We start from the raw sequence: 26,759 nt of genomic DNA on the forward strand, positions 1-26,759 counted from the left end.
GTTGTGAGAGCCGGACCCTTACTTGGACGTGGAGTCGGGGCCGTCCTGCCCCGGCGCGTCCTCGGTCTTGCTCAGATCGATGCGGTGCTCGCCCGAGTCCTTGGCGTCCTTCTTGACGTCGTCCGTCGCAGCGGCATCCCCGGAAGCCGCGTCGGCGGTGACGTCGCCTTCGGTGTCCTCGGTGTCGTCGTGCTCGATCTCCTCCGGCTCGATGCCGTGCACGATCCGGTTGAACTCCTCTTCGGCCAGCACGGCGCCGATGGCGTTCTTCGCGAAGTGTGCGTGCACCCCGTCCGTCAGCTCAAGGAGGACCGTCTCCTCGTTCACTTCCTTGACCACGGCGTACATGCCACCGATCGTGCGGACGCCCGATCCGGGCTCCATCTGGTTCCGCATGGTCAGTGCCTGGCGCTGCTTGTTCTTGGCCGAGCGCGTCATCATGAACATGACGCCAACAATCAGGACCAAGGGGAGGAGAGTGACGATACTCACGGTCTGGACGTTCCTTCGCACGGCCAACGTGGGGCTGGCCTGGGTTTCGGGATGTGGGTGCCGATCCGGAGGAAGGGCGTCGGCGGAGTCTAAGCGCTGGCTCGCCGCCTGAACAACGCCAAGCATGGCACTGGGGTTCCTGAAGGGGCGAGTCTATCGGCGGTCAGGGTCCGAACAACCCGCTCTGTCCGGGTCCGGCGGGATTGTGCGGCGGTACCAGACCGAGGTGCGTCCAGGCCGCGGGCGTGGCCACCCGGCCGCGCGGTGTCCGGGCCAGCAGGCCCTCCCTGACGAGGAACGGCTCGGCGACCTCCTCGACGGTCTCGCGCTCCTCGCCGACCGCGACGGCGAGCGTGGACAGGCCGACGGGCCCGCCGCCGAAGAGCTTCAGCAGCGCCTGGAGCACGGCCCGGTCCAGCCGGTCGAGACCGCGCTCGTCCACCTCGTAGACCTCCAGCGCCTTGGCGGCGATCTCCCGGCTGATCACACCGTCCGCCCTGACCTGGGCGTAGTCGCGGACCCGGCGCAGCAGCCGGTTGGCGATCCGGGGGGTGCCGCGGGAGCGTCCGGCGATCTCGGCGGCGCCGTCGTCGGCGACCTCGACGTCCAGCAGCCCGGAGGAGCGGCGGATGACCTTCTCCAGTTCGGCGGGGGCGTAGAACTCCATGTGGCCGGTGAAGCCGAAGCGGTCGCGCAGCGGGGGCGGCAGCAGTCCGGCCCTGGTGGTGGCGCCGACCAGGGTGAAGGGCGGCAGTTCCAGCGGGATCGCGGTCGCGCCGGGGCCCTTGCCGACGATCACGTCGACCCGGTAGTCCTCCATCGCCATGTAGAGCATTTCCTCGGCGGGCCGTGACATCCGGTGGATCTCGTCGAGGAAGAGCACCTCGCCCTCCTGGAGCGAGGACAGGATCGCGGCGAGGTCGCCCGCGTGCTGGATGGCGGGTCCCGAGGTGATCCGGATGGGCACGCCCATCTCGGCCGCGATGATCATCGACAGCGTCGTCTTGCCGAGGCCGGGGGCGCCGGAGAGCAGGACGTGGTCCGCGGTGCCCTGGCGCTGGCGGGCGGCCCTGAGCACCAGGTCGAGCTGCTGCCGTACGCGCTCCTGCCCGATGAACTCCCCCAGGTCCTTGGGGCGCAGCGCCGCCTCGACCGCCTGGTCCTCATGGTCGGCGGTGGCGCCGACCAGTCGCTCCGGCCGCTCGTCGGTGGCGTCGTCCCAGTTCATGGTTGGTCTCTCGGGTCGGTGTGGGGTCGGCGGTACGGACCGGCGTCACCGGTACGGGTGCGGCCGGCGGCGTCAACAGGGCGGTCAGCGGGTGCGGTTGAGGGTCTGGAGGGCCGCGCGCAGCAGCGCGCCGACGTTCGGCTCCCGCTCGGCCTCGGCCTGCGGGGTGACGGCGGCGACCGCCTCGTCGGCCTCGCGGGTGGCGTAGCCGAGGCTGAGCAGCGCGGCGTGCAGCTGCTCGCGCCAGGAGTCGCCGACCGGGCTGCCGATTCCCCGGTCCGCGCCGGAGCCGACCGGTTCGCCCAGCCGGTCCTTCAGCTCCAGGAGCAGCCGCTGCGCTCCCTTCTTGCCGATGCCGGGCACCGCGGTCAGCGCCTTCTCGTCGCCGACCGCGACCGCGGAGCGCAACGCGTCCGGGGTGTGCACGGCGAGCATCGTCTGGGCGAGCCTGGGGCCGACTCCGCTGACGGTCTGGAGCAGTTCGAAGACCTGCCGCTCGTCCTCGTCCGCGAAGCCGTAGAGGGTGAGGGAGTCCTCGCGGACCACCAGGGAGGTGGCGAGCTTGGCGGGCTGGCCGATCCGCAGCGCGGCCAGGGTGTTCGGGGCGCACTGGACGGCCATGCCCACGCCGCCGACCTCGATGACCGCGGTGTCGGGGGCGAGCGCGGCGACCTGGCCGCTGACGAAGGCGATCACTTGGCGGACTCCTGGGGTCGTACGGGGCGGTGGGCGGCGATGGCCTGCTGGAGGCGGTTGGTGGCGGCGCCGCGCCAGATGTGACAGATGGCCAGTGCCAGCGCGTCGGCGGCGTCGGCCGGTTTCGGCGGGGCGTCGAGCCGCAGCAGCCGGGTCACCATCGCGCCGACCTGCGCCTTGTCGGCCCGGCCGCTGCCGGTGACGGCCGCCTTGACCTCGCTGGGGGTGTGCAGGTGGACGGGCAGGCCGCGGCGGGCGGCGCACAGCATGGCGACCGCGCTCGCCTGGGCGGTGCCCATCACGGTGCGCACATTGTGCTGGCTGAAGACCCGCTCCACGGCGACCGCCTCCGGGCGGTGTTCGTCGAGCCACTCCTCGATGCCGCGCTCGATCAGGACGAGCCGGTCGCCGATCTCCGCGTCGGCCGGGGTGCGTACGACGCCGACGCCGACCATCGTCAGCGGGCGTCCGGGAACGCCGTCCACCACTCCGATGCCGCACCGGGTCAGACCCGGGTCCACGCCGAGCACTCGCATGCCGCCCCCTTCCGCGCCCGTCAGCCGCCGTCTTCGCCAACCTGTTCGTGCAGGTTATCGGTTGGGGCCGACAAACAGCGGAGGGGCCGACGGGGTGTGTCCCGTCGGCCCCTCCGGCTGACCGTCCGTCAGGGTCCGCTCGCGCGCGGCCCCGGCGTCACCGCCTGAGCGCGGCTCAGGCGTCGACCTTCTCCATGACCTCGTCGGAGACGTCGAAGTTGGCGAAGACGTTCTGCACGTCGTCGCTGTCCTCCAGCGCGTCGATGAGCTTGAAGATCTTGCGCGCGCCGTCCTCGTCCAGCTCCACCTGCATGGTGGGCAGGAAGTTGGCGTCGGCCGAGTCGTAGTCGATCCCGGCCTCCTGGAGCGCCTTGCGGACCGGCACCAGGTCGGTGGCCTCGCTGATCACCTCGAAGGACTCACCGAGGTCGTTGACCTCCTCGGCGCCCGCGTCGAGCACCGCGTCCAGCACGTCGTCCTCGCCCAGCTCAGCCTTGGGGACGATCACCACGCCCTTGCGGTTGAACAGGTACGACACCGAGCCCGGATCGGCCATCGAGCCGCCGTTGCGGGTCATGGCCACCCGCACGTCGGACGCGGCGCGGTTGCGGTTGTCGGTCAGGCACTCGATGAGCACGGCGACACCGTTGGGACCGTAGCCCTCGTACATGATCGTCTGGTAGTCGGCGCCACCGGCTTCGAGACCGGCGCCGCGCTTGACCGCGCTGTCGATGTTCTTGTTCGGTACCGAGCTCTTCTTCGCCTTCTGGATGGCGTCGAACAGCGTCGGGTTGCCGTCCGGGTCGGCGCCACCGGTCCGCGCCGCGACCTCGATGTTCTTGATCAGCTTCGCGAAGAGCTTGCCGCGCTTGGCATCGATCACGGCCTTCTTGTGCTTGGTCGTAGCCCATTTAGAGTGGCCGGACATCCGACTGTCTCCTTCGCGTCACCAAATGCTGTCTTTCGTCGCGCCGTCGATCCTACCGGGATCCGGTCAGCCCGCCGCGCGCACAGTGTCCACGAAGAATTCATGGACCCGGTGGTCGCCGGTCAGTTCGGGGTGGAACGACGTGGCGAGCACATTGCGCTGACGGACGGCGACGATGTGGCCACCGTACTCGGCGAGCACCTCCACGTCCGCACCCACCGACTCGACCCACGGCGCGCGGATGAAGACGCCCTCGACCGGGCCGCCCTCGACGCCCGTGACGTCGACGACCGCTTCGAAGGACTCGTTCTGCCTGCCGAAGGCGTTGCGGCGGACGATCATGTCGATGCCGCCGAAGGTCTCCTGGCCGGACCTGGGGTCGAGGATCTTGTCGGCGAGCATGATCAGTCCCGCGCAGGTGCCGTAGACCGGCAGGCCGCCGCGGATCGCCTCGCGCAGCGGTTCCATCAGGCCGAAGAGCACGGCGAGCTTGGAGATGGTGGTGGACTCGCCGCCGGGTATCACCAGGCCGTCGATTCCGGCCAGTTCCTCCGGGCGCCGGACGGGACCGGCCGCGGCGTCCGCCGCGGCCAGTGCCGTCAGATGCTCCCGGACGTCGCCCTGGAGTGCCAGGACGCCGATCGTGGGAGAGCTGGTCATCGTCGCCTTACCAGCCGCGGTTGGCGTAGTGCTCGGACTCCGGGAGGGTGTCGATGTTGATGCCGACCATGGCCTCGCCGAGGTTGCGGGAGGCGTCCGCGATGACCTTCGGGTCGTCGAAGAAGGTGGTGGCGCGGACGATCGCGGCGGCGCGCTTGGCCGGGTCGCCGGACTTGAAGATGCCGGAGCCGACGAAGACGCCCTCGGCGCCGAGCTGGCGCATCAGCGCGGCGTCGGCCGGGGTGGCCACACCGCCCGCGGAGAACAGCACGACGGGCAGCTTGCCCAGCACCGACACCTCCTTGACCAGCTCGTACGGGGCGCGCAGGTCCTTGGCGGCGGCGTACAGCTCGTTGTTGTCCAGGCCCTTGAGGCGGGAGATCTCGCCCTTGATCTGGCGCAGGTGGCGGACGGCCTCGACCACGTTGCCGGTGCCGGCCTCGCCCTTGGAGCGGATCATGGCCGCGCCCTCGGCGATCCGGCGCAGGGCCTCGCCGAGGTTGGTGGCGCCGCAGACGAAGGGGGTGGTGTAGGCCCACTTGTCGGAGTGGTTGACCTCGTCGGCGGGGGTCAGCACCTCGGACTCGTCGATGTAGTCGACGCCGAGCGCCTGGAGGACCTGGGCCTCGACGAAGTGGCCGATCCGGGACTTGGCCATCACGGGGATGGACACCGCGTTGATGATGCCCTCGATCATGTCCGGGTCGGACATCCGGGCCACGCCGCCCTGCGCGCGGATGTCGGCCGGAACCCGCTCCAGTGCCATGACGGCGACGGCGCCCGCGTCCTCGGCGATCTTCGCCTGCTCCGGGGTGACGACATCCATGATCACGCCGCCCTTGAGCTGCTCGGCCATACCGCGCTTGACGCGTGCGGTGCCGGTCTCGGGGGTGGTGGCGGAGGGGCTGGTGGACACGGTGACCTCACTCGCTGACGAAATCGGTGGCTTTTCTCCATGGTCCGGCCGGTCGCCGGGGGCGGGAAAGGGCCAATTCCGCCGCGGTGGCTCCCCGCGGGCCGGCGGGTGGCCGTGTGGCCCGCGCGGATCGGTGTGTCCGGCGGGTGCCGGTGCGCTCCGTGGTGCCGGGGCGTTCAGTGCGACCCGGCGCCGTCCGCCGTGAGCGGCACCGGCGGCTCGTCGTCCATCTCGAAGGCCAGCGGGAAGGGTGCGTGGCCCGCGAGCCGGAACCAGCGCACCACGCGGTGTCTGCGGACCGCCCGCGCGGCGCGGACCGCGTCGTTGTGGAAGCGCCGGGCCATCGGCACCCGCCGTACCGACTGGGTCAGCTCCTTGATCGCCTCGGTGCCGCCCGGCGCCTCCCCGATCTCGGCGACCGCGCCCGGCTCGGAGAAGACCGCGCGCAGCGCCTGGCTCAGCTCGCTCTCGGCGACCTCCCGCTGCTCCGGTTCGGCCTGCCGGGCGGCGTGCGCGGACTCGTACAGCACGATCGACGCGGCCGGGTCCAGTACACCGGCCGTGGCCAGTTCCTGGGCGACCGAGGCGCGGCGCAGCAGTTGCGCGTCCAGGGCGGCGCGCGCCGCGTCGATCCGGGCGTGCAGGCGGTCGAGGCGCCCGGCCGTCCAGCTCAGGTAGAGGCCGATCGCGACGATCGCGACCGCGACCCAGATGATGGTGGTCACTGTCAGTCCCTTGCCAGGCCGAATCTCGCCCGAAGGCTGGTGCGTTCGTCCGCGGCGACATGCGCGGCGCCGTCGGTGACGGTCTCGTAGACGGACAGGATGTCACCGCCGACCACCGACCAGTCGAAACGCCGCACATGGGCGCTGCCGCGGGTGCGCAGTTCGGTACGGCGGGCGGGGTCGCCGAGCAGCCGCAGGGCGGCGGCGGCGAGCGCGTCGGCGTCCTCGTTGGCGAAGAGTTCGCCCGCCGCGCCCTGGTCGAGGACCTGCGCGAAGGCGTCGAGGTCGCTGGCGAGCACGGCGGCGCCCGCCGACATCGCCTCGACCAGGATGATCCCGAACGACTCGCCGCCGGTGTTGGGCGCCACGTAGACGTCGACGCTGCGCAGCAGCCGCGCCTTGTCCTCGTCGCTGACCATGCCGAGGAATTCGACCCGGTCGCGCATCGCCTCGGGCAGCGACTCGACGGCCTCCTCCTCGTCGCCGCGGCCCGCGACCAGCAGCCGGGTGCCGGGCCGCTCGGCGAGGATCTTCGGCAGTGCCCGGATCAGCACGGGCAGGCCCTTGCGCGGCTCGTCGATCCGCCCGATGAAGCCGATCGTGCCGCCCTGCCACTCCTTCTTGGGCTCGGCCCGCGCGAAGAAGTCCACGTCGACGCCGTTGGGGATGACGACCGCGTCGCCGCCCAGGTGCTCGACGAGGGTGCGGCGGGCGTACTCGCTGACCGCGATCCGGGCCCTGATCTTCTCCAGCGCGGGTTGCAGGATCGGGTACGCGGCGATCATCGCCCGCGACCGCGGGTTGGAGGTGTGGAAGGTGGCCACGATCGGGCCCTGCGCCGCCCAGCAGGCCAGCAGGCCGAGCGAGGGCGAGGCGGGTTCGTGGATGTGGATGACGTCGAAGTTGCCGTCGTGCAGCCAGCGGCGGACCCGGGCGGCGGACAGGAAGCCGAAGTTGAGCCGGGCGACCGAGCCGTTGTACGGGACCGGCACGGCGCGGCCCGCCGACACCACGTACGGCGGCAGCGGTGTCTCGTCGTCGGCGGGGGCGAGCACGGAGACCTCGTGGCCGAGGCCGATCAGGTGCTCGGCGAGGTCGCGGATGTGGAACTGGACGCCGCCGGGGACGTCCCAGGAGTACGGGCAGACGATCCCGATCCTCACGTTTTCTCCGTTCCGGAGTGGTCAGGTGGGCCGCCGGCCGTACCGCCCGCGCCCGACGGGCCGTCCGTGCCGGCCGTGCTGTGGGCGCCGGCCGTGCCGTCGGCCCTACCGGCGCCTTCGGCCGCGGCCGTGCCCGGGCCGCCCCGCGGGGAGACGCCGGACGTGCCCTCCGCCGTTGCTCCCGCGCTCTCCCCCGCCGTGTCGGCGCCGCCCGCCGGGGGTTCGGGGCGGGGTTCGAGGTCGGACAGCCACAGGCGTTGCAGCATGTGCCAGTCCTCGGGGTGCTCGGCGATGCCGGAGGCGTACGCGTCGGCCAGTCGCTGCGTCATCGCGGCCGTCTTGGACGTACGGTCGCCGGTCGCGGGGACCTCGACCGGCGGGTGGACACGGCCGCGCATGACGGGCGACTCGTCATACCAGAGGGTGACGGGGAGCAGCAGCGCTCCGGTCTGCTGGGCGAGCATGGCCGGGCCCGCGGGCAGCCGGGTGCGCTCGCCGAAGAAGTCGACCTCGACGCCGCTGGCCGACAGGTCGCGGTCGGCGACCAGGCAGACCAGGCCGCCGGACCGCAGCCGCCGGGCCAGGGTGCCGAAGGCGGCGCCGCCGGTGTGCGGCAGCACCTCCATGCCCAGGCTCTCGCGGTAGGCGACGAAGCGGTCGTACAGCGTCTCGGGCTTCAGGCGCTCGGCGACGGTGGTGAAGGGGGTGTCGAGCGCGGTGGTCACCCAGGCGCCGGCCAGGTCGTAGTTGGCCATGTGCGGCAGCGCCAGGATGACGCCGCGCCCGGCGGCGAGGCCGTCGGTCAGGTAGTGGACGTCCGCGGGGTCGAAGCCGCCGCGGATGCGGTCCTTGCTCCAGGCCGGGAGCCGGAAGGACTCCATCCAGTAGCGCAGGTAGGACCGCATGACCGAGCGCGACAGCGCGCGCAGCCGTGCCTCGTCGGCGTCCGGCACGACCCGGACCAGGTTGGCCTCGAGGCGTCGGACGCCCTTGCCGCGCTGCCGCCACGTGACGTCCGCGATGGCGCGGCCGAGCGCTCGGGCGGCCGGTTCCGGCAGCGTCTTGACCGCGCTCCAGCCGAGCCCGTAGAGCCCGTCGGCGAGGCTCCCCCTGAGCCGCGCGGCCCGGGAGGCGTCCTCGCTCACGCGCTGCTCCCCTGCCCCGCGGCGGCGGCTGCGGCGTCGGCCTCCGCGGACTCGCGGCGTACGGTGACGACCCGCTGGACGAGGGTGACCAGGCTGCCCGCGGCGACCGCCCACAGGGCGATCGGCAGCAGGTACTGGATGCCGGGGACGCCGAATTTGTGCAGTCCGGCGAAGCCGCACAGGGTCAGCGTGATCACCAGGCGCTCGGCGCGCTCGACCAGGCCGTTGACGTTCACCGGCAGGCCGATCGCCTCGCCGCGCGCCTTGGTGTAGGACACCACCTGGCCGCTGGCCAGGCAGAAGATCGTCACCGCGCACAGCACGAGGTCGTCGCCGCGGCCCGCGTACCACATGGCGAGTCCGCCGAAGATGCCCGCGTCGGCGACCCGGTCGAGGGTCGAGTCGAGGAAGGCGCCCCAGCGGCTGGAGACCCCGGCCTGGCGGGCCATGTTGCCGTCCACCAGGTCGGAGAAGACGAAGAGCGTGATCACCACGGTGCCCCAGAAGAACTCGCCCCTGGGATAGAAGGCCAGTGCGCCCGCCATGACACCCGCGGTGCCGAGCAGGGTCACCGCGTCGGGGCTGACCCCCTTGCGGAGCAGAAATGCGGCGAACGGCGTGAGAACACGCGTGAAGAACGCACGCGCGTACTTGTTCAGCATGGCCTTCCCGACAGGTCGGAGGATGGTGTCACGGCGGCCGGAGCGGCAGCCGGATGGCCCATCGTAGCCAGCCCGCGCGCACCGGATGTCCCAGGCCGTGCCGGAGCGGCGGGGGCGGCGGCCCGGCGTACGACGTATGGACGCACCCGGACGGCCGTGGGAAGGTCGAAAGACCGCGGGCGTCGTCGAGGCCGCCTGTGCGTGGAGCGGTCTCCCGTGGCGCCCCTGTGACGCGCCCCCCACCGAGGGCGCGGTCCGTGCAGTGAGGACCGGGAGGCGAGAACGCGTGGGTGGTGCAGCGGACAGGAGAGACGCACAGCCAGGAGCCGCCGGAAGGGCACCGGCGGCCGACCGCCCCGAGAACGTGCGCAATGTGGTGCTGGTCGGCCATTGCGGATCGGGCAAGACGACATTGGTGGAGGCGCTGGCGCTGACCACCGGCGCGGTGAACCGGGCGGGCCGGGTCGAGGACGGCGGCTCGGTGTCCGACCACGACGAGATCGAGCAGCGGCAGCAGCGCTCCGTACAGCTCTCGCTCGTCCCCGTGGAGTGGGGCGGGATCAAGGTCAATTTGCTGGACACTCCCGGATACGCCGATTTCGTCGGGGAGTTGAGGGCCGGTCTGCGTGCCGCGGACGCGGCCCTGTTCGTCGTGTCGGCCGCGCAGGACGGCGAGGGCATCGGCGGCGCGACCCGGATGGTGTGGGAGGAGTGCGCGGCCGTCGGGATGCCGCGGGCGGTCGTGGTGACGCACCTGGAGTCGGTGCGGGCCGGTTTCGAGGAGATGGCGGCGCAGTGCGCGGCGGAGCTGGGCGGCGACTCCCCCGATTCGGTGCTGCCGCTGTATCTGCCGGTGCACGGGCCCGCGGGCCCCGACGGCCACGCCCCGGTGACGGGCCTGGCGGGGCTGCTCTCGCAGCGGGTGTACGACTACGCGTCCGGCGAGCGGGCCGAGGCCGAGCCGGACGCGGCGCTGGCGCCGCTGGTGGAGCAGGCGCGCAACCGGCTCATCGAGGGGATCATCGCCGAGAGCGAGGACGAGACCTTGATGGACCGCTACCTCGGCGGCGAGGAACTGGACGTCAAGACGCTCGTCGACGACCTGGAGCGGGCGGTGGCGCGCGGCTCCTTCCACCCGGTGCTGGCCGCCGCGCCCGCCGCGGACGGCGCCCGGCAGGGCCTGGGCACCGTGGAGCTGCTGGAGCTGATCACCGGCGGTTTCCCGACCCCGCTGGAGCGGGAGGCGCCGCCGGTCACGACGCCGGGCGGCGGCGGGCGCCCCGCGCTGGTCTGCGACCCGGAGGGGCCGCTGGCCGCCGAGGTGGTCAAGACGTCCTCGGACCCGTACGTGGGCCGGATCAGTCTGGTGCGGGTCTTCTCCGGCACCCTGCGGCCGGACGAGACGGTGCACGTGTCGGGCCACGGCATGGAGGACCGCGGGCACGAGGACCACGACGTGGACGAGCGGGTCGGGGCGCTGTCGTCGCCCTTCGGCAAGCACCAGCGGCCGGTGCCCTCGGCGGGCGCGGGCGATCTGGTGTGCGTGGCCAAGCTGACCCGCGCCGAGACCGGCGACACGCTCTCGGCCAAGGACGGGCCGCTGCTGATGGAGCCGTGGGTGATGCCGGACCCGCTGCTGCCGATCGCCATCGAAGCGCACAGCAAGGCCGACGAGGACAAGCTCTCCCAGGGCCTGGCGCGGCTGGTCGCCGAGGACCCGACGATGCGTCTCGAACAGAATCCGGACACCCGGCAGGTCGTCCTGTGGTGCCTGGGCGAGGCGCACGCCGACGTCGCCCTGGAGCGGCTGCGCAACCGGTACGGGGTGCAGGTCGACGCGGTGCCGCACAAGGTGTCACTGCGGGAGACCTTCGGCGAGCCGGTGACGGCCCGCGGGCGGCACGTCAAACAGTCCGGCGGGCACGGGCAGTTCGCGATCTGCGACATCCAGGTGGAGCCGCTGCCGGTCGGCTCCGGCATCGAGTTCGTGGACAAGGTGATCGGCGGGGCGGTGCCGCGGCAGTTCATCCCGTCGGTGGAGAAGGGCGTCCGCACCCAGGCCGCCCGCGGGGTCGCGCTCGGCTTCTCGGTGGTCGACATCCGGGTCACCCTCACCGACGGCAAGGCGCACTCGGTGGACTCCTCCGACGCCGCCTTCCAGACCGCGGGCGCGCTCGCCCTGCGCGAGGCCGCCGCGGGCGCGCCCATCCATCTGCTGGAACCGGTCTGCGAGGTCGGCGTGCTGGTGCCGGACGCGTACGTCGGTTCGGTGATGAGCGATCTGTCGGGGCGGCGCGGCCGGGTGCTGGGCACCGAACCGGCCGCAGACGGGCGGTCGGTGGTGCGCGCCGAGGTCCCGGAGATCGAGATCGGCCGCTACGCCGTCGATCTGCGGTCGCTGTCGCACGGCACCGGCCGGTTCAGCCGGCGCTACGCGCGGCACGAGCCGATGCCCGCCCAACTGGCCACGAGACTGCGCCGGCAGGAGGAGAAGGACGAGGCGACCGCGCACGGCAGATGACGGGCGCGCGACGGAGAATCAGCGTCGGCGGACGCCGGAACAGCGCCGCTAAGTCGCCAAGTGGACATGTCCGCTGGCCAATCGGCGGCTCGCGGCCACGCCGCGGGCCGTCGCGCCGCTAATCTGGAGACTGCTCCGAACGTGTGACGTTCACCCGTGCGGGGAATGGGCCGGTCGGAGCCGTATGGACCGGTGAACCGGTGGATGTACGGGACTGGCGACTGGGGGCCTGTGGTGACGGACGGTATCGGGTTCGATTTCAGCCCAGGTGCGCAGATTCCGCTGACCGGCAGCGACGGTGAGACCGGTGCGACCCAGGCGCTGGCGTCCGCCGCGTACCGCGACACTCCGGTGACGACGCTGGTCGACGCCAACAGCGAGGCGAGCGTCAAGGCGCCGCGACTGTCGCTGTTCGCGCCGAATCTGGGCGAGGCGTTCTCCCGCGCCATCCAGGTCAGGATGCTGGGCGCGGCGCGCAGTGAACTGGTGCAGTCCTTCGGTGTGGTGCCGCAGACCGTGGTGGAGCACGCGCTGGCCGCCAACCGGATTCGGCAGGAGCGCGACAACCGGCTGACCGTGGTGATGGGCGTGTGCGGGGTGCTCTTCCTGCCCGGCGTGCTGCTCTGGCTCGGCGCCTTCCAGTTGCGCAAGTCGCTCGGGTCGCTGAAGGCGCGGGGCAACAAGTCGGGGGCCTTCGGGGCCGTCGTGCTGGCCGTGGCCGCCGCCTTCACCGTGCTGCTCGCGGTACGGCCGCCGTTCAGCGGTTTCTGGCAGCAGTATTTCCGCGTCCTGATGATCGCGCCGATCATCGGCTGGTTCTGGGCGAAGCGGATCTGCGAGGCCACCGCGAAGGATCTGCGCAGCCGCTGGGCGGGCCTGGTCGCGGGCACCGCGGTCGGCGCGAAGATCCCCGAGGCGGTGCCGCGCAACCCCAACCAGACCCGCGCGGAGCTGCTGCGGCAGAGCCTGGCCAAGCTGTCCGCGGAGCAGAACAGCAATGTGGTCTTCTACGCGGGGCCCAAGGGCATACTCGGCATGGGCAGCCGGTGGGCGAACTGGCAGATGGCCGAGGAGCTGATCCCGCGCGAGGGGCTGGCCGAGATCCACCCGTTCCGGAGCTGGGACGTCATCCGCGCCATCCACGACCAGCTACGGATGATCGAGCGCGGCCCGCTGCACACCGGCGGCTTCCCCAAGCCGTCGATAAAGCACTGGGTCGTGGTGCCGGTCGGCGAGGGCGCGGGCAAGATCTCCCGGCCCACCGGGCCTGAGGTCGACTCGTTCTCGGTCAAGGACTTCGAGATCCAGCGGATCTGCAACACGCAGCAGTTCGGCAAGGGCAACCGGCACTATCTGGGCATCCAGTTCACCCTCTGGGACGGCAATCTCGTCATCACGCTGATGACGACGGTGACGGTGCTGGCGCACACCCTGCGGATCGAGGTCACCGGGCACGCGCTCGGCCCGATCCACGGGATCTTCACCTCCGGGCCGCCCGCGAAGGAGAAGACGATCACCAAGCCGGTGAAGTTCTGGGAGACCAGGACCGTACAGCTCCCGCTGATCGAGTCGGACGAGGTGGTACGGCTGGCCGCCCGCGCGCCGCTGACCCGCTTCCCCGCCGTGCTGGACTACCTCGGCGGCACGCTGAAGCTGCCCGAGCCGTTCGGGCTGCGGCACACGTGGGCCGACAAGCCGTGGAAGCACCGCTTCATGGCCGACGACGCGCTGCGCGCGGCCACTCCGGTGCTGCGGGCGGTGCACGCCGCCGCGATCCAGGTGATGAGCGAGAACGGCGTGGACACCTCGCACTTCACCAGCCGCTCGATGATGCTGAGCGGTCTGTCGCAGAGCGTGGAGCCCAGGAAGGCCGACGCGTACGACGCCTAGGGCCTGTCCGGGCTCCGGCTCCGGCTCCCGCTCATGCGGGGTTCAGGGCGACGGGACGTTTCAGGGCGACGGGACGTCCGTCAGGAGGGCCAGACGTCCGCGAGCATCTTGCGGGTGTCGGCGAGGAGCTGCGGCAGCACCTTCGTGTGTCCGACGACCGGCATGAAGTTGACGTCGCCGCCCCAGCGCGGCACCACGTGCTGGTGCAGGTGCGCGGCGATCCCGGCGCCCGCCACATCGCCCTGGTTCATCCCGATGTTGAAGCCCTGCGCGCCGGAGGCGGACCGCAGGGCGGTCATCGCCTGCTTGGTCAGCACGGCCAGTTCCGCCGTCTCGGCGCCGTCCAGCTCGGTGTAGTCCGCGACGTGCCGATAGGGCACCACCATGAGGTGCCCGCTGTTGTACGGGTACAGGTTGAGCACCGCGTACACGTGCTCGCCGCGCGCGATGACGAGGCCGTCCTCGTCGGACTCGGCCGGGACCGCGCAGAACGGACATCCGTCACCGGCACCGGGGCCGGTGGGCTTGTTCTCGCCCTGGATGTACGCCATCCGGTGCGGGGTCCACAGGCGCTGGAACGCGTCCGGCACCCCCGCTCCGATCTGCTGTTCCGGCTCACTCGTCATGCCGTTCAGCATAGGACTTCCCCCGGAGCACGCGTGCTGCGGGGGAAGTCCCGGATCTCACGGGCGGCGGACGTCGGCGCCGTCAGACCTGGATGCGGCGCTCCACGGCGTCCACCATCTCGGCGATGGCCTCGTCGCGCGGAATGCCGTTCTTCTGCGAGCCGTCGCGGTAGCGGAAGGAGACCGTGCCGCCGGACATGTCCTCGTCGCCGACGATGACCATGTACGGCACCTTCAGCTTCTGCTGGTTGCGGATCTTCTTCTGCATGCGGTCGGAGGACGCGTCCACGTCGACCCGCAGGCCCTTGCGCCTGGCCTCCGCCGCGAACTCCTGGAGATACGGCACGTGCGCGTCGCCGATCGGGATGCCGACCGCCTGCACCGGGGCGAGCCAGGCCGGGAAGGCGCCCGCGTAGTGCTCGAGCAGCACGGCGAAGAACCGCTCGATCGAGCCGAACAGCGCGCGGTGGATCATCACCGGGCGGTGCTTGGTCCCGTCGGGGCCGGTGTACTCCAGGTTGAACCGCTCGGGCAGGTTGAAGTCGAGCTGCACGGTCGACATCTGCCAGGTGCGGCCGATGGCGTCCTTGCACTGCACGGAGATCTTCGGCCCGTAGAAGGCGGCGCCGCCCGGGTCGGGGACCAGCGGCAGCCCCTGCTTCTCGGCCACCTTGCGCAGCGTCTCGGTGGCCTCCTCCCAGACCTCGTCGGAGCCGACGAACTTCTCCGGGTCCTTGGTGGACAGCTCCAGGTAGAAGTCGGTCAGTCCGTAGTCGCGCAGCAGATTCAGCACGAAGGTGAGCGTGGTGTCCAGCTCGTCGGCCATCTGCTCCTTGGTGCAGTAGATGTGCGCGTCGTCCTGGGTGAAGCCGCGGGCCCGGGTCAGACCGTGCACGACGCCGGACTTCTCGTAGCGGTACACGGTGCCGAACTCGAAGAGCCGCAGCGGCAGTTCGCGGTAGGACCGGCCGCGGGCGTCGAAGATCAGATTGTGCATCGGGCAGTTCATGGGCTTGAGGTAGTAGTCCGTGCCCTCGTCGAGCTGCATGGGCGGGTACATGCCGTCGGCGTACCAGTCCAGGTGGCCCGAGGTCTCGAACAGGGTGCCCTTGGTGGCGTGCGGGGTGTAGACGAACTCGTACCCCTCCTCCTCGTGCCGCCTGCGCGAGTAGTCCTCCATGGTGCGGCGGATGATGCCGCCCTTGGGGTGGAAGACCGCGAGGCCCGAGCCGATCTGCTCGGGGATGGAGAAGAGGTCCAGCTCGTTGCCCAGCTTGCGGTGGTCGCGCTTGGCGGCCTCCTCCAGGAAGTCCAGATGCGCCTTCAGCTCTTCCTTGGTGGGCCAGGCGGTGCCGTAGATCCGCTGGAGCATCGGGTTCTTCTCGCTGCCGCGCCAGTACGCCGCCGCGTTGCGCATCAGCTTGAACGCCGGGATGTTGCGGGTGCTGGGCAGGTGCGGGCCCCGGCAGAGGTCCTTCCAGCACAGCTCGCCGGTCTTCGCGTCCAGGTTGTCGTAGATGGTCAGCTCGCCGGCGCCGACCTCGACGTCCGCGCCGTCGTCCGAGGACGCGGCGCCGCCCTTGAGGCCGATCAGCTCCAGCTTGTACGGCTCGTCGGCCAGCTCCTCGCGGGCGGCCTCGTCGGTCACGACCCGGCGCGAGAAGCGCTGGCCGCGCTTCTGGATCTCCTGCATCTTCTTCTCGACGGCCTTGAGGTCGTCGGGGGTGAACGGCTTCTCGACGTCGAAGTCGTAGTAGAAGCCGTCCTTGACCGGCGGCCCGATGCCGAGCTTGGCCTCGGGGTGCAGCTCCTGTACGGCCTGCGCCATCACGTGCGCGGTGGAGTGCCGCAGGATGTCGAGGCCGTCCTGGCTGGTGATGTCCACCGGCTCGACCTCGTCGCCGTCGGCGAGGGCGTACGCGAGGTCCTTCAGCTCGCCGCCGACGCGGGCGGCGATCACGGACCGCTCGCCGGGGAACAGTTCGGCCGCGGTCGTGCCCGTCGTGACCGTCCGCTCTTCCAGCTCAACGGAATCGCGTTTGATGATCACACGGACATCTGACACCGGTCTGCTCCTGACTCAGGTCCTGCTGGCTGTGGTGACTCGGCGGCGGCGGGCGCCGCACCGCTGAATCGTACCGAGCCGCGAGGGCTGCCCGCGAAGCGATAACCCGCGGGGGTGGCGGCGCGAGGTGCCGTGAGCCCCGACGACCGGCCGCATCGCGGTCCTCATCCCTGGGGCCGGTCCTCGGGACGGCCCTGGGGAGGGCCGCCGAGCGGCGGTGCCGGGGCGTCGTCGCCGAGCGGTGTCCGGCTGAAGTCCAGCGGCAGCCGCACGTTCCGGTAGCGGCCGACCGCCGGATGCTCCAGGGTCTCCACGGTGCGCCGCTCGCGCAGATAGTCGTCGTCGGCCAGGGACTCCAGGGTGCGTACGGGCGCGCAGGCGATCCTCGCGGTCCGGCACGCCGACACGATCCGCGCGACGGTGCGGCCGGACACGTACTCCGCGATGACCGCCTGGACCTCGTCCGACCGGCCGCCGCGCTGTCCCGCGGTGGCGAACCGGGGGTCGTCCAGCAGGTCGTCGCGCCCGGCGAGCACGAGGAAGCGCCGCCAGTCGGCATCGGTGTACGGCATGACGCAGACCCAGCCGTCGCGGGCCGGATGCGGGCGCCGGGCGGGTGCCAGCGACCGCGCCCACCCGATGTCGCCGCGCGGCGGGTCGAAGGTGTGGCCCGCGAGGTGCTCGACGAGGTTGAACGCGGCCATGTTGTCGACCATCGGCACGTCCACCCACTGGCCGTGGCCGTCGCGCAGGCGGCTGTACAGGGCCGAGACCGTCGCGAGCGCCATCAGGAGGCCGCAGGTCTTGTCGGCCGTGACCGACGGCGAGTACGCCGGTTCACCGCCGCGCAGGCGGTAGCTGTCGGCCATGCCGGACAGCGCCTGGACCGTGTCGTCGTAGCCGGTGACGTCGCGCAGGCCGGAGCGGGAGCTGTACGCCTGTCCGGTGCAGAGCACGATGTCGGGGCGGACCCGCGCGAGCGCGGCGTAGTCGAGGCCGAGCCGTTCGCGGGCGCTCGGCAGGATGTTGGTCACCACCGCGTCGGCCCCGGTCACCAGGTCGGTGAAGCGGCGTCGGTCCTCCCCCGTGGCCAGGTCGAGCACCACGGAGGTCTTGTTGCGCAGCAGCCGGAGCGACAGGGCCGAGAGACCGTCGGCCGCCGTCGGCCCGATCCGGCGCCCGATGTCGCCGCCCGGCGGCTCGACCTTGACGACCTCGGCGCCGAGGTCGGCCAGCAGCGAGGTCGCGTACGGCCCCATCACCACCGACGTGCAGTCGATCACGACGGTGCCCGCCAGGGGACCGCCGCGCGGGGCCGCGTATCGCGTCGGCACGGAATCTTCTGTCGGCACGCGATCTCCTGTCGGCACGCGGTCTCCTCGAAAACGTCGGTCTCGGCCCCGGGACCGGGCCACTTGTGCGCCGGGGGCGCGGTGGCATCGTCTCCAGGGCGGCCCCGGTGCCGCTCTGGAGTTGCCCACGCACTCGGCGGCGCCGACTTGTGCTCAGCCACAAAGGGCGCCGATAGCCTGGGGCGATGGACACTGGCGAGGGCGTCGCACGGTCGGTGACCCCCGCCGCCGCGTCCTCGGCGGCCGTGGGCACGCTGCGCGACCTGCTGGAGAGCCTGGGACCGCACACGCTGCGGCTCGTCGGCGGTGACCGGGCGCGGTTGGCCCGGCCCGCGGGCGAGCCCGTGGTCCACGGTCCCGACGAGCCGATCCACGACGTGGCGGGGGCTGTCGTACTGCTCACCGGGGGCAGGTCCGATCCCGCCGAGGTGACCGACCGGATACGGCAGGCCGCCGCCGCGGGCGCGAGCGCGGTCGTGGTGAAGGCGTGGGGCCGGGACCTGGGCCGGGCCGTCGAGGCCGCCCGCGAGGCGGACATCGCCCTGCTGTGCACGCCCGACGAGATGGCCTGGCGGCGCCTGGACGCGTTCGTCACCGCGGCCGGTGCCGCTCGGGCCGCCGTCCCCGAGGAGGCGGGCGGCATCGGCGACCTGTTCGGTCTGGCCAACGCGATCGCGGCGTCGCTGGGCGGGCCGGTCACGATCGAGGAGGTCGACGGCCGGATCCTGGCGTACTCCAACCTGCCGGACCAGGAGATCGACGAGATCCGGCGGTTGGCGATCCTCGGCCGCCGGACACCGGAACGCCCGGGTGACGCGGCGAAGTACCAGGCCGTGATCGCCGCGCAGGGCCCGGTGCGGTTCGCCAGTTCGGGTCCGGAGTACGCCGACCGGATGGCCGTCGCCGTACGGGCGGGGCACCAGGTGCTCGGCGTGATCTTCGTCCTGGCCGACCGGCCGAAGCTGGTGGACGACGCGGAACGCGCGCTGCTGGACGCCGCCCGCAGCGTCGCCTTGCACCTGCTGCGGTCGCGGGAGGCGGTCAGCCCCGAGCGGGAGCGGCGCGGCGACGCGCTCCGCGGTCTGCTGGCCTCCTCGCTGGACGCGGCGAGCGCCGCCGCGGCGCTGGCGCTGCCCGCGCGTGCCTCGTTCGTCCTCGCGACGGTACGACCGGTCGCCAGTGAGCTGCGGGCCGCCGACGCCGCCCGCGTCCGCGACCTGATCACGCTGCACGGTGAGCACTGGCACCCGGAGTCGGCGGCCGTGCTGGAGGCGGGCGACGTCGTCCTGCTGCTGCCCGTGCTCGACCCGCCCCAGGACGACCAGGGCCAGGCGCGGCTGGCCGCGCGGCTGCGCAGGCTGGGCACGGACCTGGTGACGGCGGCCCGCAGGTCCGCCGGGGTGGAACTGGTCGTCGGCTTCGGCGCCGTCGTCGACGGCCTCGCTGCCGTCGCCGGGTCCCGGCCGCTCGCCCGGCGGGTCGTGGACACGCTGCTCGACCCGCGCGCCGACCCGCCCCACGGCGGTGTCGCCACCCTCCACGACGTGCGCCCTCAGGTCGTCCTCGCCTGTCTGCGGTCCGGGGCGCCGATCGACGAGGACGTGCTGCGGCTGCCCGCCGTGCGCGCCGTCCTGCGCCACGACGCGGACCAGGGCACCGACTACGCCGGGACGCTGCTGGCGTATCTGGGGGCCGCCGGGAGCGTCGCCGCGACCGCCCGCGCCCTCGGCGTCCACGAGAACACCGCCCGCTACCGGGTCCGCAGGCTGACCGAGATGTTCGGGGTCGCCCTGGACGCGGGCGACGACACGCTCGTGACGTGGCTCCAACTGCGCAACGCCGTGCGCGGACCCCGGGGCGCACGCGGCTGAGGCCCTTGTGGGGACCGACAAGCCGCGGGGTCGGGCCCGTGGCGTGACGACAACGGCGGCGGCGCCCGCGCCTTCTACCGTTCGGGGCGGAACGGAGGAATCAGATGACATCAACCCTGCTCGCCCACGTCCGCGTCGGCCTCGGCGGACCACCTCGCGACGTCCTGGTCCGCGACGGGCGCGTCACGGCGATCGGCGCCGTCGGCGGCGTCCCGCCCGAGCCGGACACCGAGGTGATCGCGTTCGCCGACGCCACCCTCGTCCCCGGTTTCGTCGACGGCCATGTGCACATCGAGCAGTGGGTACGGAATCTGCGCGCCGTCGATCTCGGCGCCGCGCGGAGCCCGCGCGAGGCCGCGGTCATGATGCGGGACGGCATGCGCGCGGCGCACCGTACCGGGATCGTCTGGGGTCAGGGCATTGTGCCCGCGCTGTGGGAGGAGGCTCCGCACAAGCGTGTCCTGGACGAGCTGGTGGGCGACGCGGCGGTGGCCGTCAGCACCATCGACCTGCACACCACGTGGCTGAGCAGCGCCGCGCTCGACCTGGTCGGCCTGCGCGGGCACCCCACGGGGGTGCTGCGGGAGACGGCGTCGATCGAGACCAAGGCGCGGCTGGCGGCGATGGTGCCGCCCGAGGAACTCGACGCCTGGGTCGGGGAGTCCGTCGCCGCGCTGCCCGCGCTGGGCGTCACCGGCCTGACCGACCTCGCCTACGCGGACAACGTCGAGGCGTGGCGCCGCCGGTCCCGGCCCGGCGCGGTGCCGGTCAGGGTGCTGGCCGGCATCTGGACGCCGTGGCTGGACGGCGCCATCGCCGCGGGGTTCCGTACGGGGCAGGTCGTCGCGGGAACCCACGGGCGGGTGCGGGTCGGGCCGTACAAGATCGTCAGCGACGGGTCGCTCAACACGAGGACGGCGTGGTGCGTCGATCCGTATCCGCACCCGGCCGGGGCCGGGGCCGGTGACGCGTGCGGGCTGTCGCTGGTGCCGCTCGACGAGCTGGTCGAGCTGATGGGCAGGGCGTGGGCGGCCGGGCTCGAACCCGCGGTGCACGCGATCGGCGACCGGGCGAACTCCGCGGTGCTCGACGCGTTCGAGCGGGTCGGGTGCCCCGGCAGGATCGAGCACGCCCAACTGGTGAGCGAGCGGGACATGCCGCGCTTCGCCCGGCTCGGCGTGGTCGCGTCGGTCCAGCCCCAGCACGCCGTGACCGACCGGGACGTGGCCGACCTGCACTGGCCGGGCCGCACCGACCGGGCCTACGCCTTCCGCTCCCTGCACGCCGCCGGTGCCCGGCTTGAGCTGGGCTCCGACGCGCCGGTCAGCCCGCTGGACCCGAGGCTGGCCATCGCCGACGCGGTCTTCCGCACCGACGACGACCGGCCCGCGTGGCACCCCGAGCAGAGCATCCCGCTGGAGGTGGCGTTCGCGGCGGCCGGCGCGGGCCGGGGTCCGGTGTCCGTCGGCGACGTCGCCGACCTCGTGGTCATCGGCGGGGACCCGCGCGCGTTCGACCGCGCCGCGCTGCGGACCATGCCGGTGCTGACCACGATGGTCGGCGGCACGCTCACGCACCGGTCGGTCTGAGGGGCCGCCCCCGCGTCGGGCCCGCCCGGCCGCGGTCGGGTGCCGTCCCCGGCGACGGCGTGCCTACGGGCCGGGCGCGTCCTCGGGGGCGCCGATCAGCCGCGACACGCGGGCGCCCAACCGCCGTGCGACGCCCTCCAGTTCCCGTGTCCGCGGCCTGATGCTGTCGGTCGAGCCGACCAGGCAGGCCGCGGCGGCGACCGAGTTGCTGGAGTCGCGTACCGGCGCGGAGATGGAGATGATCCCCAGTTCGTCGATGGACTTCATCGACAGCACGCCGTCGCGCCCGGCGCGGGCGAAGCGCCGCAGGAACTTCTCGACCTGCTCCGGCGGGTGCCTGTTCGGCAGGACCCGGCGCAGCTCGTCGGCCTCGAAGTCCGATGCCAGGGTCGGTCCGCCGTCGGAGCCGATGATGGGGGCGAGGCGCCCGAGCCACGGCGTCATGCTCAACCCCTCGCCGACGCTCTGGAGTTCTTCGACGAGCGTGAGGCTGTGCATCCCGTTCAGCACGGTGATGAACGCGCACACCCCGGTCGTCGCCGCCGCTTCGGCCACGAGCGGCCGGCCCTTTTCGAGGATCATCGGCAGGGTCGCGGCGCGATGCCAGCCGTGCACCGCCCAGCTCGCCTCGAACCGCGCGCCGTCCTTGCTCCTGCGGACGACTCCCGCCCGGCCGCACGACTCCAGCAGGCGGCGGACCCGGTCGGGCCGCAGCCCCGTCCCGCTCGCGATACCGGCCAACGAGTCGCGCCCCGCGGACAGATGCCACACGATCCGCAGTGCCGCCTCAAGGCCCAGCGGGCTGCCGTCGCGGCCGAGCGGACCTCCGGGCGCGATGTTCGGCCGGTCCAGTTCGTCGTCCACCGTGCGTTCGAGCAGCCGCCGCGCCTCGTCGAGCACGCGGCGCGCCCGTGGTACGACCTTGGCGGCGCGGCTGACCGGCAGCCGGGCCGCCAGTACGGCGACGCATTCGCCGACGGGGCTCATGACCGGCACGGCGATCTCCACGCCCATGCCGATGGTCGACTCGGCGCGGAGCGCCCGCGGCGGGCCGTCGGTGTCTTCCAGGCGCGCCGCGCGCACGATCGCGCGCCGGGCGTCGTCGACCGACTCGCCCACCTTGGCGTGCGCGCGCAGGGGCCACACCGACTCGACCGAGGCGACCACCCGCATGCCCTGCGCCGTCGGTGCGGCCAGGCACGCGGTCTCGCCGGTGAGCGTCGCGACGAGCGTCAGCGCCGACCGGACGGACCTGGCGAACGGGGCCGCCGCGCGGCCGGAGAGCTCGATGGCCCGCCGTCCGATGCGGTAGGTCCCGTACGCGCTCCCGCGCTCCAGCAGTTCGAGTTCCGCCAGTTCACCACAGAGCCGGGAAGCGCTGCTCAGCACCGTGCCCAACCGTCCGGCGATCTCCCCGACCGGCATCGGCAGGGTGGGGTCGGGACGATTGCCGACCTGCTGCACCGCGTTCAGTCCCGACAACACATGTGTCGTCATCACCGGGTCCTCGACGATCCGTGTCGCGTGGGCCTTCCGTCGTGGCCGGGGCGACGTGCGTTCCCCGCACCGTAGCAGTGGCCCGCCCGCGCGCCCGGTGGTGCGCCGCCGCGGCGACCGCCCGGCCCGGGCGTTCGCGCAGAACCGTCAATTCGCCGTGCCGCGATTTGCCGGAAACGCATCGTGCGGCGTGACAGCACTTCCGCGGTGCTTATAGTGAGCCAACTCGTTTTGAGCACCGCCGGATTTCCCTTTTCCACAGAACGGAAAACGGCGTATCGGTCCTCGCATGTTGTTCCCGACTGCCGCAAGGAGCCCGACTCACGTGTTCAGCAAACACCTTACTGGTAGACCGGCGACAGCCGTGACAGCAGTGGCCGGATTCGCCATGACCGTCGGCGTCCTCGCCGGTTGCACCTCGCATGCCACCGCGACCGCCGATTCCGTGGGCGAGGATTTCATCCGGGGGACGTACGACAAGAGCGTCGCGCGGCTGGTTCCTTCGGACATCGCGGGAAAGGGCGGGATCGACGTGGCGAGCGGGCCCGGCTATCCGCCGTTCTTGCTGCTCGCCGAGGACGGCAAGACCCTGGCAGGCGCGGAACCCGAGCTTCTGCGGGCCGTCGCCGACGTGCTGGGGCTGAAGGTGAGGTTCGCCGACGTCAAGTTCGACGCGATGATCCCCGGCCTCCAGACCAACCGCTACGACATGGTCGCCGCGGCGCTCAGCATCACGCCCGCCCGGCTGAAGCAGGTCGACTTCGTCAGCGAGTACTCCGGCGGCACCTCGCTGATCGTGGACGCGGGCAACCCCGAGAAGCTGACCCTCGACACGATGTGCGGACACACCATCGCCGTCATGAAGGGCAGCATCTACGCCGAGAACTACATGCCGACGTTCGACCGGGACTGCGTGCGGGCGGGCAAGCCCGCCATCACCGTCTCGGTGTTCCCCGCCCAGGCCGACGCCACGCTCGCGGTCAGCAGCCGCCGCGCGGACGCCAGCATGTCCGACTACGGCCCGCTGTCCTACATCGCCGGGCAGTCCAACGGCCGACTCGACGTGCTGAACGCGAACTACCTGCCGACCACATGGGGCTACGCGCTCCCGAAGGGCTCCGCCCTGGCGCCCGCGGTCGCCGCCGCGATGAACAATCTGATATCCGACGGCACGTACGGCAAGATCCTTGCCAAGTGGAAAGTGAACCAGGGCGAGATCGCGAAGTCAGAGGTGCACACCGATGGCCAACGCTGAAATGCCCTCGCTCGCGCAAAGAACCGGCAGCCCGGACGGCGGCGTGCTCAAGGTCGCGCGCACCCGGCATTACGGTCAGTGGATCGCGACCTTCGTCATCATTTCCCTGGCGGCCCTCGTCGTCAATTCGCTGATCACGAATCCCCGCTATCAGTGGGACGTCGTATTCAGCTATTTCCGCGATGTGCAGGTGGTGCACGGACTTGTCACGACGATCGTCCTGACCGTCGTCGCCATGGTCGTCGGAATCGTCATCGGCGTCCTGGTCGCGGTCTGCCGTGATTCCAGGAACCGGTCCGTCGCCGCCGCGGCGCTGGCCTACGCCGGATTCTTCCGCGGCACGCCGCTGCTGGTGCGGTTGATCTTCTGGTTCAACCTGGCCGCCCTGTACCCGGTGCTGTCGCTCGGCGTCCCGTTCGGCCCGACGCTGGTGTCGGGTGAGGCGAACACGCTGATCACGCCGTATGTCGCGGCGATCCTCGGCCTCGGGCTGAACGAGGGCGCCTACATGTCCGAGATCGTCAGGGCCGGGCTCCAGTCGGTCGACCCCGGCCAGACGCAGGCCGCGCAGGCGCTGGGCATGCGCAGGGGCCAGATCTTCCGGCGCGTCGTGCTCCCCCAGGCCATGCGGGTCATCATCCCGCCCACGGGGAACCAGACGATCTCGATGCTCAAGACGACGTCGCTGGTCAGCGTCATCGCGATCCCGGAGATCCTCTTCCGGGTGCAGGAGATCTACTCGCGGACGTACGAGGTGATCCCGCTGCTGATCACCGTCAGCCTCTGGTACCTCGTGGTGACCACCGTGCTGAGCACGGGCCAGTTCTACCTCGAACGGCATTTCAAGCGCGGTGACACCCACTCCCCCGAGCCGTCGCTGCTGGCAGCGCTGCGGGCCGGGATCGTCCCGCGCAGGGCGAGGGCCGCCGCGCCGACGGGCCCGGCCGGCACCGAGGGAGGCCGCGCATGACCGCCGTCTCCACCCGGCCGATGGTCGAGGCCGTGGGCGTGCACAAGTCCTACGGCGGCAATCGCGTCGTCAAGGGGATCGACCTGACGGTCGCGGAGGGCGAGGTGCTGTGTCTCATCGGCCCGTCGGGGTCGGGCAAGAGCACGTTCCTGCGCTGCGTCAATCATCTGGAGAAGATCGACGCGGGCAGCATCAGCGTCGCCGGCGACCTGGTCGGCTACCGCGAGCACAACGGGTGGCTGCACGAACTGCGCGACGCGGAGACCGCCAAGCGCCGCAGCGAGATCGGCATGGTCTTCCAGCACTTCAACCTCTTCCCGCACATGACGGTGCTGGAGAACCTGATCGAGGCCCCGCTCCGGGTCCGCCGGGAGAAGCGCCGGGCGGCCGTCGAACACGCGCGGGCGCTGCTCACCCGCGTCGGGCTCGCCGACAAGGCGGACGCGTACCCGCGGGCGCTGTCCGGCGGGCAGCAGCAGCGGGTCGCGATCGCGCGGGCGCTCGCCATGCGCCCCAAGCTGATGCTGTTCGACGAGCCCACCTCCGCGCTCGACCCGGAGCTGGTCGGCGAGGTGCTCGACGTGATGCGGGGTCTCGCCGCGGACGGCATGAGCATGATCGTGGTCACCCACGAGATCGGCTTCGCCCGCGAGGTCGCCCACACCGTGGCCTTCCTCGACGACGGCGTGGTCGTCGAGAGCGGCCCTCCCGAGCGGGTGCTGGGCAGTCCGCGGCACGAACGCACCCGTTCCTTCCTGGCGAAGGTCCTGTCATGACAACTCATCGAATCCGGAAGGAAGCACCGTGAGCAACCCGCTGGAGACCTTCGACGTGGCCGTCGTCGGCCTGGGCGCCCTCGGCAGCGCCGCCGCGTACCACCTGGCCAAGCGCGGAGTCCGCACCGTCGCGTTCGAGCAGTTCGACCTCGGACACGTACGGGGCGCGTCGCACGACACCTCACGCATCATCAGGACGTCCTACGGCGCGACCAGATACGTCCGGCTCGCCACGTCCGCGTACCAGGACTGGGCGGACTTCGAGAAGGTCGCGGGCGAGCGGCTGGTCACGGTGACCGGCGGGGTGATCTTCCTGCCCGCCGACGGCCCCTACAGCGCCGGTGACTTCACCGGCAGCCTGACCGAGGTCGGCGTCCCGTACGAGCTGCTGGACCCGGACCAGGTCCGGGCGCGATGGCCGCAGTTCGACATCCCCGAGAACGTCGAGACCGTCTACACGCCCGACACCGGGATCGTGAACGCCTCCCGTACGGTGGCCGCGCTCCAGATGCACGCGCGGGCCCACGGCGCCGAGTTGCGGGCGCGCACGCCCGTGACGGCGCTGAGGCCGGGCGGCGCGGGCACCGTACTGGAGACGGCGGCCGGTCCCGTGCGGGCGAGGAAGGTGGTCCTGGCGGCCGACGCGTGGACGAACCGGCTGCTCGCCCCGCTGGACGCCGCGATACCGCTGGAGACGATGCAGGAGCAGGTCACGTACTTCAAGCCCGCCGACGCCGAGGCGTTCGACCCCGACCGCTTCCCGGTGTGGATCTGGGAGGACACCGACTGCTTCTACGGATTCCCCGCCTACGGCGAACCCACCGTCAAAGCCGCCCGCGACGTGTCGAACAACCTGATGACGCCCGAGGACCGGACCTTCGAGCCGTCCGCCGAACTGCTCGACCAGCTCTCGGCGTTCATGGGCGCCACGATCCCCGCCAGCGGCCATGTGCTGCGCACCGTCACCTGCCAGTACGCGATCACGCCCGACCGGGAATTCGTGCTGAGCCCGCTCGCGCGGTACCCCGACATCATCGTCGCCCTCGGCGCGGGCCACGCCTTCAAGTTCACCCCGGCCATCGGCCGCATCCTCGCCGAATTGGCGCTGGACGGTGAATCCACCGACGACATCTCGGCGTTCGCCGCGCCCGGCGCTGCCGCCTGACGGTCTCACAGGCCGGCGTTCCGCGACGGCC

23 protein-coding genes are annotated in these 26,759 nt (G+C 71.9%); 8 read left to right on the plus strand and 15 right to left on the minus strand.

The features are described from left to right. Positions 1–18 precede the first annotated feature (18 nt). From yajC to pgsA, 11 genes are all read right to left on the minus strand, one after another. Complete coding sequence (yajC, locus tag ACZ4EF_RS06690) at positions 19–492, minus strand: preprotein translocase subunit YajC (RefSeq protein WP_355332517.1); 474 nt, start codon at positions 490–492, stop codon at positions 19–21. A 163-nt stretch (positions 493–655) separates the two neighbouring features. Beyond that, positions 656–1,720 (minus strand): Holliday junction branch migration DNA helicase RuvB, encoded by a 1,065-nt coding sequence (gene ruvB, locus ACZ4EF_RS06695; RefSeq protein WP_355332520.1) that lies wholly within the window; start codon positions 1,718–1,720, stop codon positions 656–658. An 84-nt stretch (positions 1,721–1,804) separates the two neighbouring features. Beyond that, on the minus strand, positions 1,805–2,416 hold the full coding sequence (gene ruvA / locus ACZ4EF_RS06700; RefSeq protein ID WP_355332522.1) for a Holliday junction branch migration protein RuvA: 612 nt from the start codon (positions 2,414–2,416) through the stop codon (positions 1,805–1,807). Next, on the minus strand, positions 2,413–2,952 hold the full coding sequence (gene ruvC, locus ACZ4EF_RS06705; protein ID WP_188285212.1) for a crossover junction endodeoxyribonuclease RuvC: 540 nt from the start codon (positions 2,950–2,952) through the stop codon (positions 2,413–2,415). The genes ruvA and ruvC overlap by 4 nt, the downstream gene beginning before the upstream one ends. A gap of 175 nt (positions 2,953–3,127) precedes the next feature. Further along, positions 3,128–3,880, minus strand: coding sequence for a YebC/PmpR family DNA-binding transcriptional regulator (locus tag ACZ4EF_RS06710; RefSeq protein ID WP_188285213.1), 753 nt, complete (start codon positions 3,878–3,880; stop codon positions 3,128–3,130). A 66-nt stretch (positions 3,881–3,946) separates the two neighbouring features. Continuing rightward, positions 3,947–4,540 (minus strand): pyridoxal 5'-phosphate synthase glutaminase subunit PdxT, encoded by a 594-nt coding sequence (pdxT, locus tag ACZ4EF_RS06715; protein ID WP_355332527.1) that lies wholly within the window; start codon positions 4,538–4,540, stop codon positions 3,947–3,949. A 7-nt stretch (positions 4,541–4,547) separates the two neighbouring features. Beyond that, positions 4,548–5,456: a pyridoxal 5'-phosphate synthase lyase subunit PdxS gene (pdxS, locus tag ACZ4EF_RS06720; RefSeq protein ID WP_355332529.1), complete on the minus strand. Its 909-nt coding sequence runs from the start codon at positions 5,454–5,456 to the stop codon at positions 4,548–4,550. Between the two features lie 176 nt (positions 5,457–5,632). Further along, positions 5,633–6,181, minus strand: a complete 549-nt coding sequence (locus ACZ4EF_RS06725) for a LemA family protein (RefSeq protein WP_355332532.1) — start codon at positions 6,179–6,181, stop codon at positions 5,633–5,635. 2 nt (positions 6,182–6,183) lie between these two features. Then, complete coding sequence (locus ACZ4EF_RS06730; protein ID WP_355332534.1) at positions 6,184–7,344, minus strand: glycosyltransferase family 4 protein; 1,161 nt, start codon at positions 7,342–7,344, stop codon at positions 6,184–6,186. After that, positions 7,341–8,489, minus strand: coding sequence for a phosphatidylinositol mannoside acyltransferase (locus ACZ4EF_RS06735; protein ID WP_467503130.1), 1,149 nt, complete (start codon positions 8,487–8,489; stop codon positions 7,341–7,343). Before ACZ4EF_RS06735 ends, ACZ4EF_RS06730 begins: the two co-directional genes overlap by 4 nt. After that, entirely contained in the window at positions 8,486–9,151 is a 666-nt protein-coding gene (pgsA, locus tag ACZ4EF_RS06740) for a phosphatidylinositol phosphate synthase (protein ID WP_402712465.1), read from the minus strand. Before pgsA ends, ACZ4EF_RS06735 begins: the two co-directional genes overlap by 4 nt. Before the next feature lie 286 nt (positions 9,152–9,437). Between pgsA and ACZ4EF_RS06745 the strand changes: the two genes are divergently transcribed. Together ACZ4EF_RS06745 and ACZ4EF_RS06750 are read left to right on the plus strand one after the other, a co-directional pair. Continuing rightward, entirely contained in the window at positions 9,438–11,672 is a 2,235-nt protein-coding gene (locus ACZ4EF_RS06745) for an elongation factor G-like protein EF-G2 (RefSeq protein WP_467503132.1), read from the plus strand. 204 nt (positions 11,673–11,876) lie between these two features. Continuing rightward, entirely contained in the window at positions 11,877–13,562 is a 1,686-nt protein-coding gene (locus tag ACZ4EF_RS06750) for a hypothetical protein (protein WP_355332546.1), read from the plus strand. Between the two features lie 80 nt (positions 13,563–13,642). Here ACZ4EF_RS06750 and ACZ4EF_RS06755 read toward each other — a convergent pair whose 3' ends face one another. From ACZ4EF_RS06755 to ACZ4EF_RS06765, 3 genes are all read right to left on the minus strand, one after another. Next, complete coding sequence (locus tag ACZ4EF_RS06755; protein WP_188285222.1) at positions 13,643–14,200, minus strand: HIT family protein; 558 nt, start codon at positions 14,198–14,200, stop codon at positions 13,643–13,645. Between the two features lie 70 nt (positions 14,201–14,270). Next, the gene (gene thrS, locus ACZ4EF_RS06760; RefSeq protein WP_467503134.1) at positions 14,271–16,253 is read right to left on the minus strand and encodes a threonine--tRNA ligase; all 1,983 of its coding nucleotides are present in this window, start codon (positions 16,251–16,253) and stop codon (positions 14,271–14,273) included. Between the two features lie 164 nt (positions 16,254–16,417). Then, positions 16,418–17,605, minus strand: a complete 1,188-nt coding sequence (locus ACZ4EF_RS06765) for a CaiB/BaiF CoA transferase family protein (protein WP_467503136.1) — start codon at positions 17,603–17,605, stop codon at positions 16,418–16,420. 185 nt (positions 17,606–17,790) lie between these two features. Here ACZ4EF_RS06765 and ACZ4EF_RS06770 point away from each other — a divergent pair, with 185 nt between their 5' ends. Continuing rightward, a complete protein-coding gene (locus ACZ4EF_RS06770; protein ID WP_467503138.1) occupies positions 17,791–19,476 on the plus strand; it encodes a PucR family transcriptional regulator in 1,686 nt (561 codons plus the stop codon). A 104-nt stretch (positions 19,477–19,580) separates the two neighbouring features. Then, on the plus strand, positions 19,581–21,065 hold the full coding sequence (locus ACZ4EF_RS06775) for an amidohydrolase (RefSeq protein ID WP_467503139.1): 1,485 nt from the start codon (positions 19,581–19,583) through the stop codon (positions 21,063–21,065). A gap of 63 nt (positions 21,066–21,128) precedes the next feature. On the opposite strand, the gene ACZ4EF_RS06780 is transcribed toward ACZ4EF_RS06775, so the two are convergent. After that, the gene (locus tag ACZ4EF_RS06780; RefSeq protein ID WP_467503141.1) at positions 21,129–22,562 is read right to left on the minus strand and encodes an IclR family transcriptional regulator; all 1,434 of its coding nucleotides are present in this window, start codon (positions 22,560–22,562) and stop codon (positions 21,129–21,131) included. A 364-nt stretch (positions 22,563–22,926) separates the two neighbouring features. Between ACZ4EF_RS06780 and ACZ4EF_RS06785 the strand changes: the two genes are divergently transcribed. The 4 genes from ACZ4EF_RS06785 to solA are packed head-to-tail and all read left to right on the plus strand — an operon-like array spanning position 22,927 to position 26,728. After that, a complete protein-coding gene (locus ACZ4EF_RS06785) occupies positions 22,927–23,817 on the plus strand; it encodes an ABC transporter substrate-binding protein (protein WP_467503142.1) in 891 nt (296 codons plus the stop codon). Continuing rightward, positions 23,804–24,787 carry an amino acid ABC transporter permease gene (locus ACZ4EF_RS06790; protein ID WP_467503144.1) on the plus strand — a complete coding sequence of 328 codons (984 nt, stop codon included), beginning with the start codon at positions 23,804–23,806 and terminating at the stop codon, positions 24,785–24,787. Before ACZ4EF_RS06785 ends, ACZ4EF_RS06790 begins: the two co-directional genes overlap by 14 nt. 20 nt (positions 24,788–24,807) lie before the next feature. Continuing rightward, complete coding sequence (locus tag ACZ4EF_RS06795) at positions 24,808–25,563, plus strand: amino acid ABC transporter ATP-binding protein (protein ID WP_467503386.1); 756 nt, start codon at positions 24,808–24,810, stop codon at positions 25,561–25,563. A gap of 28 nt (positions 25,564–25,591) precedes the next feature. After that, positions 25,592–26,728 (plus strand): N-methyl-L-tryptophan oxidase, encoded by a 1,137-nt coding sequence (gene solA, locus ACZ4EF_RS06800; RefSeq protein WP_467503146.1) that lies wholly within the window; start codon positions 25,592–25,594, stop codon positions 26,726–26,728. The last annotated feature ends 31 nt before the right edge of the window (positions 26,729–26,759 follow it).

It is taken from the genome of Streptomyces sp. NPDC025721, assembly GCF_055558595.1.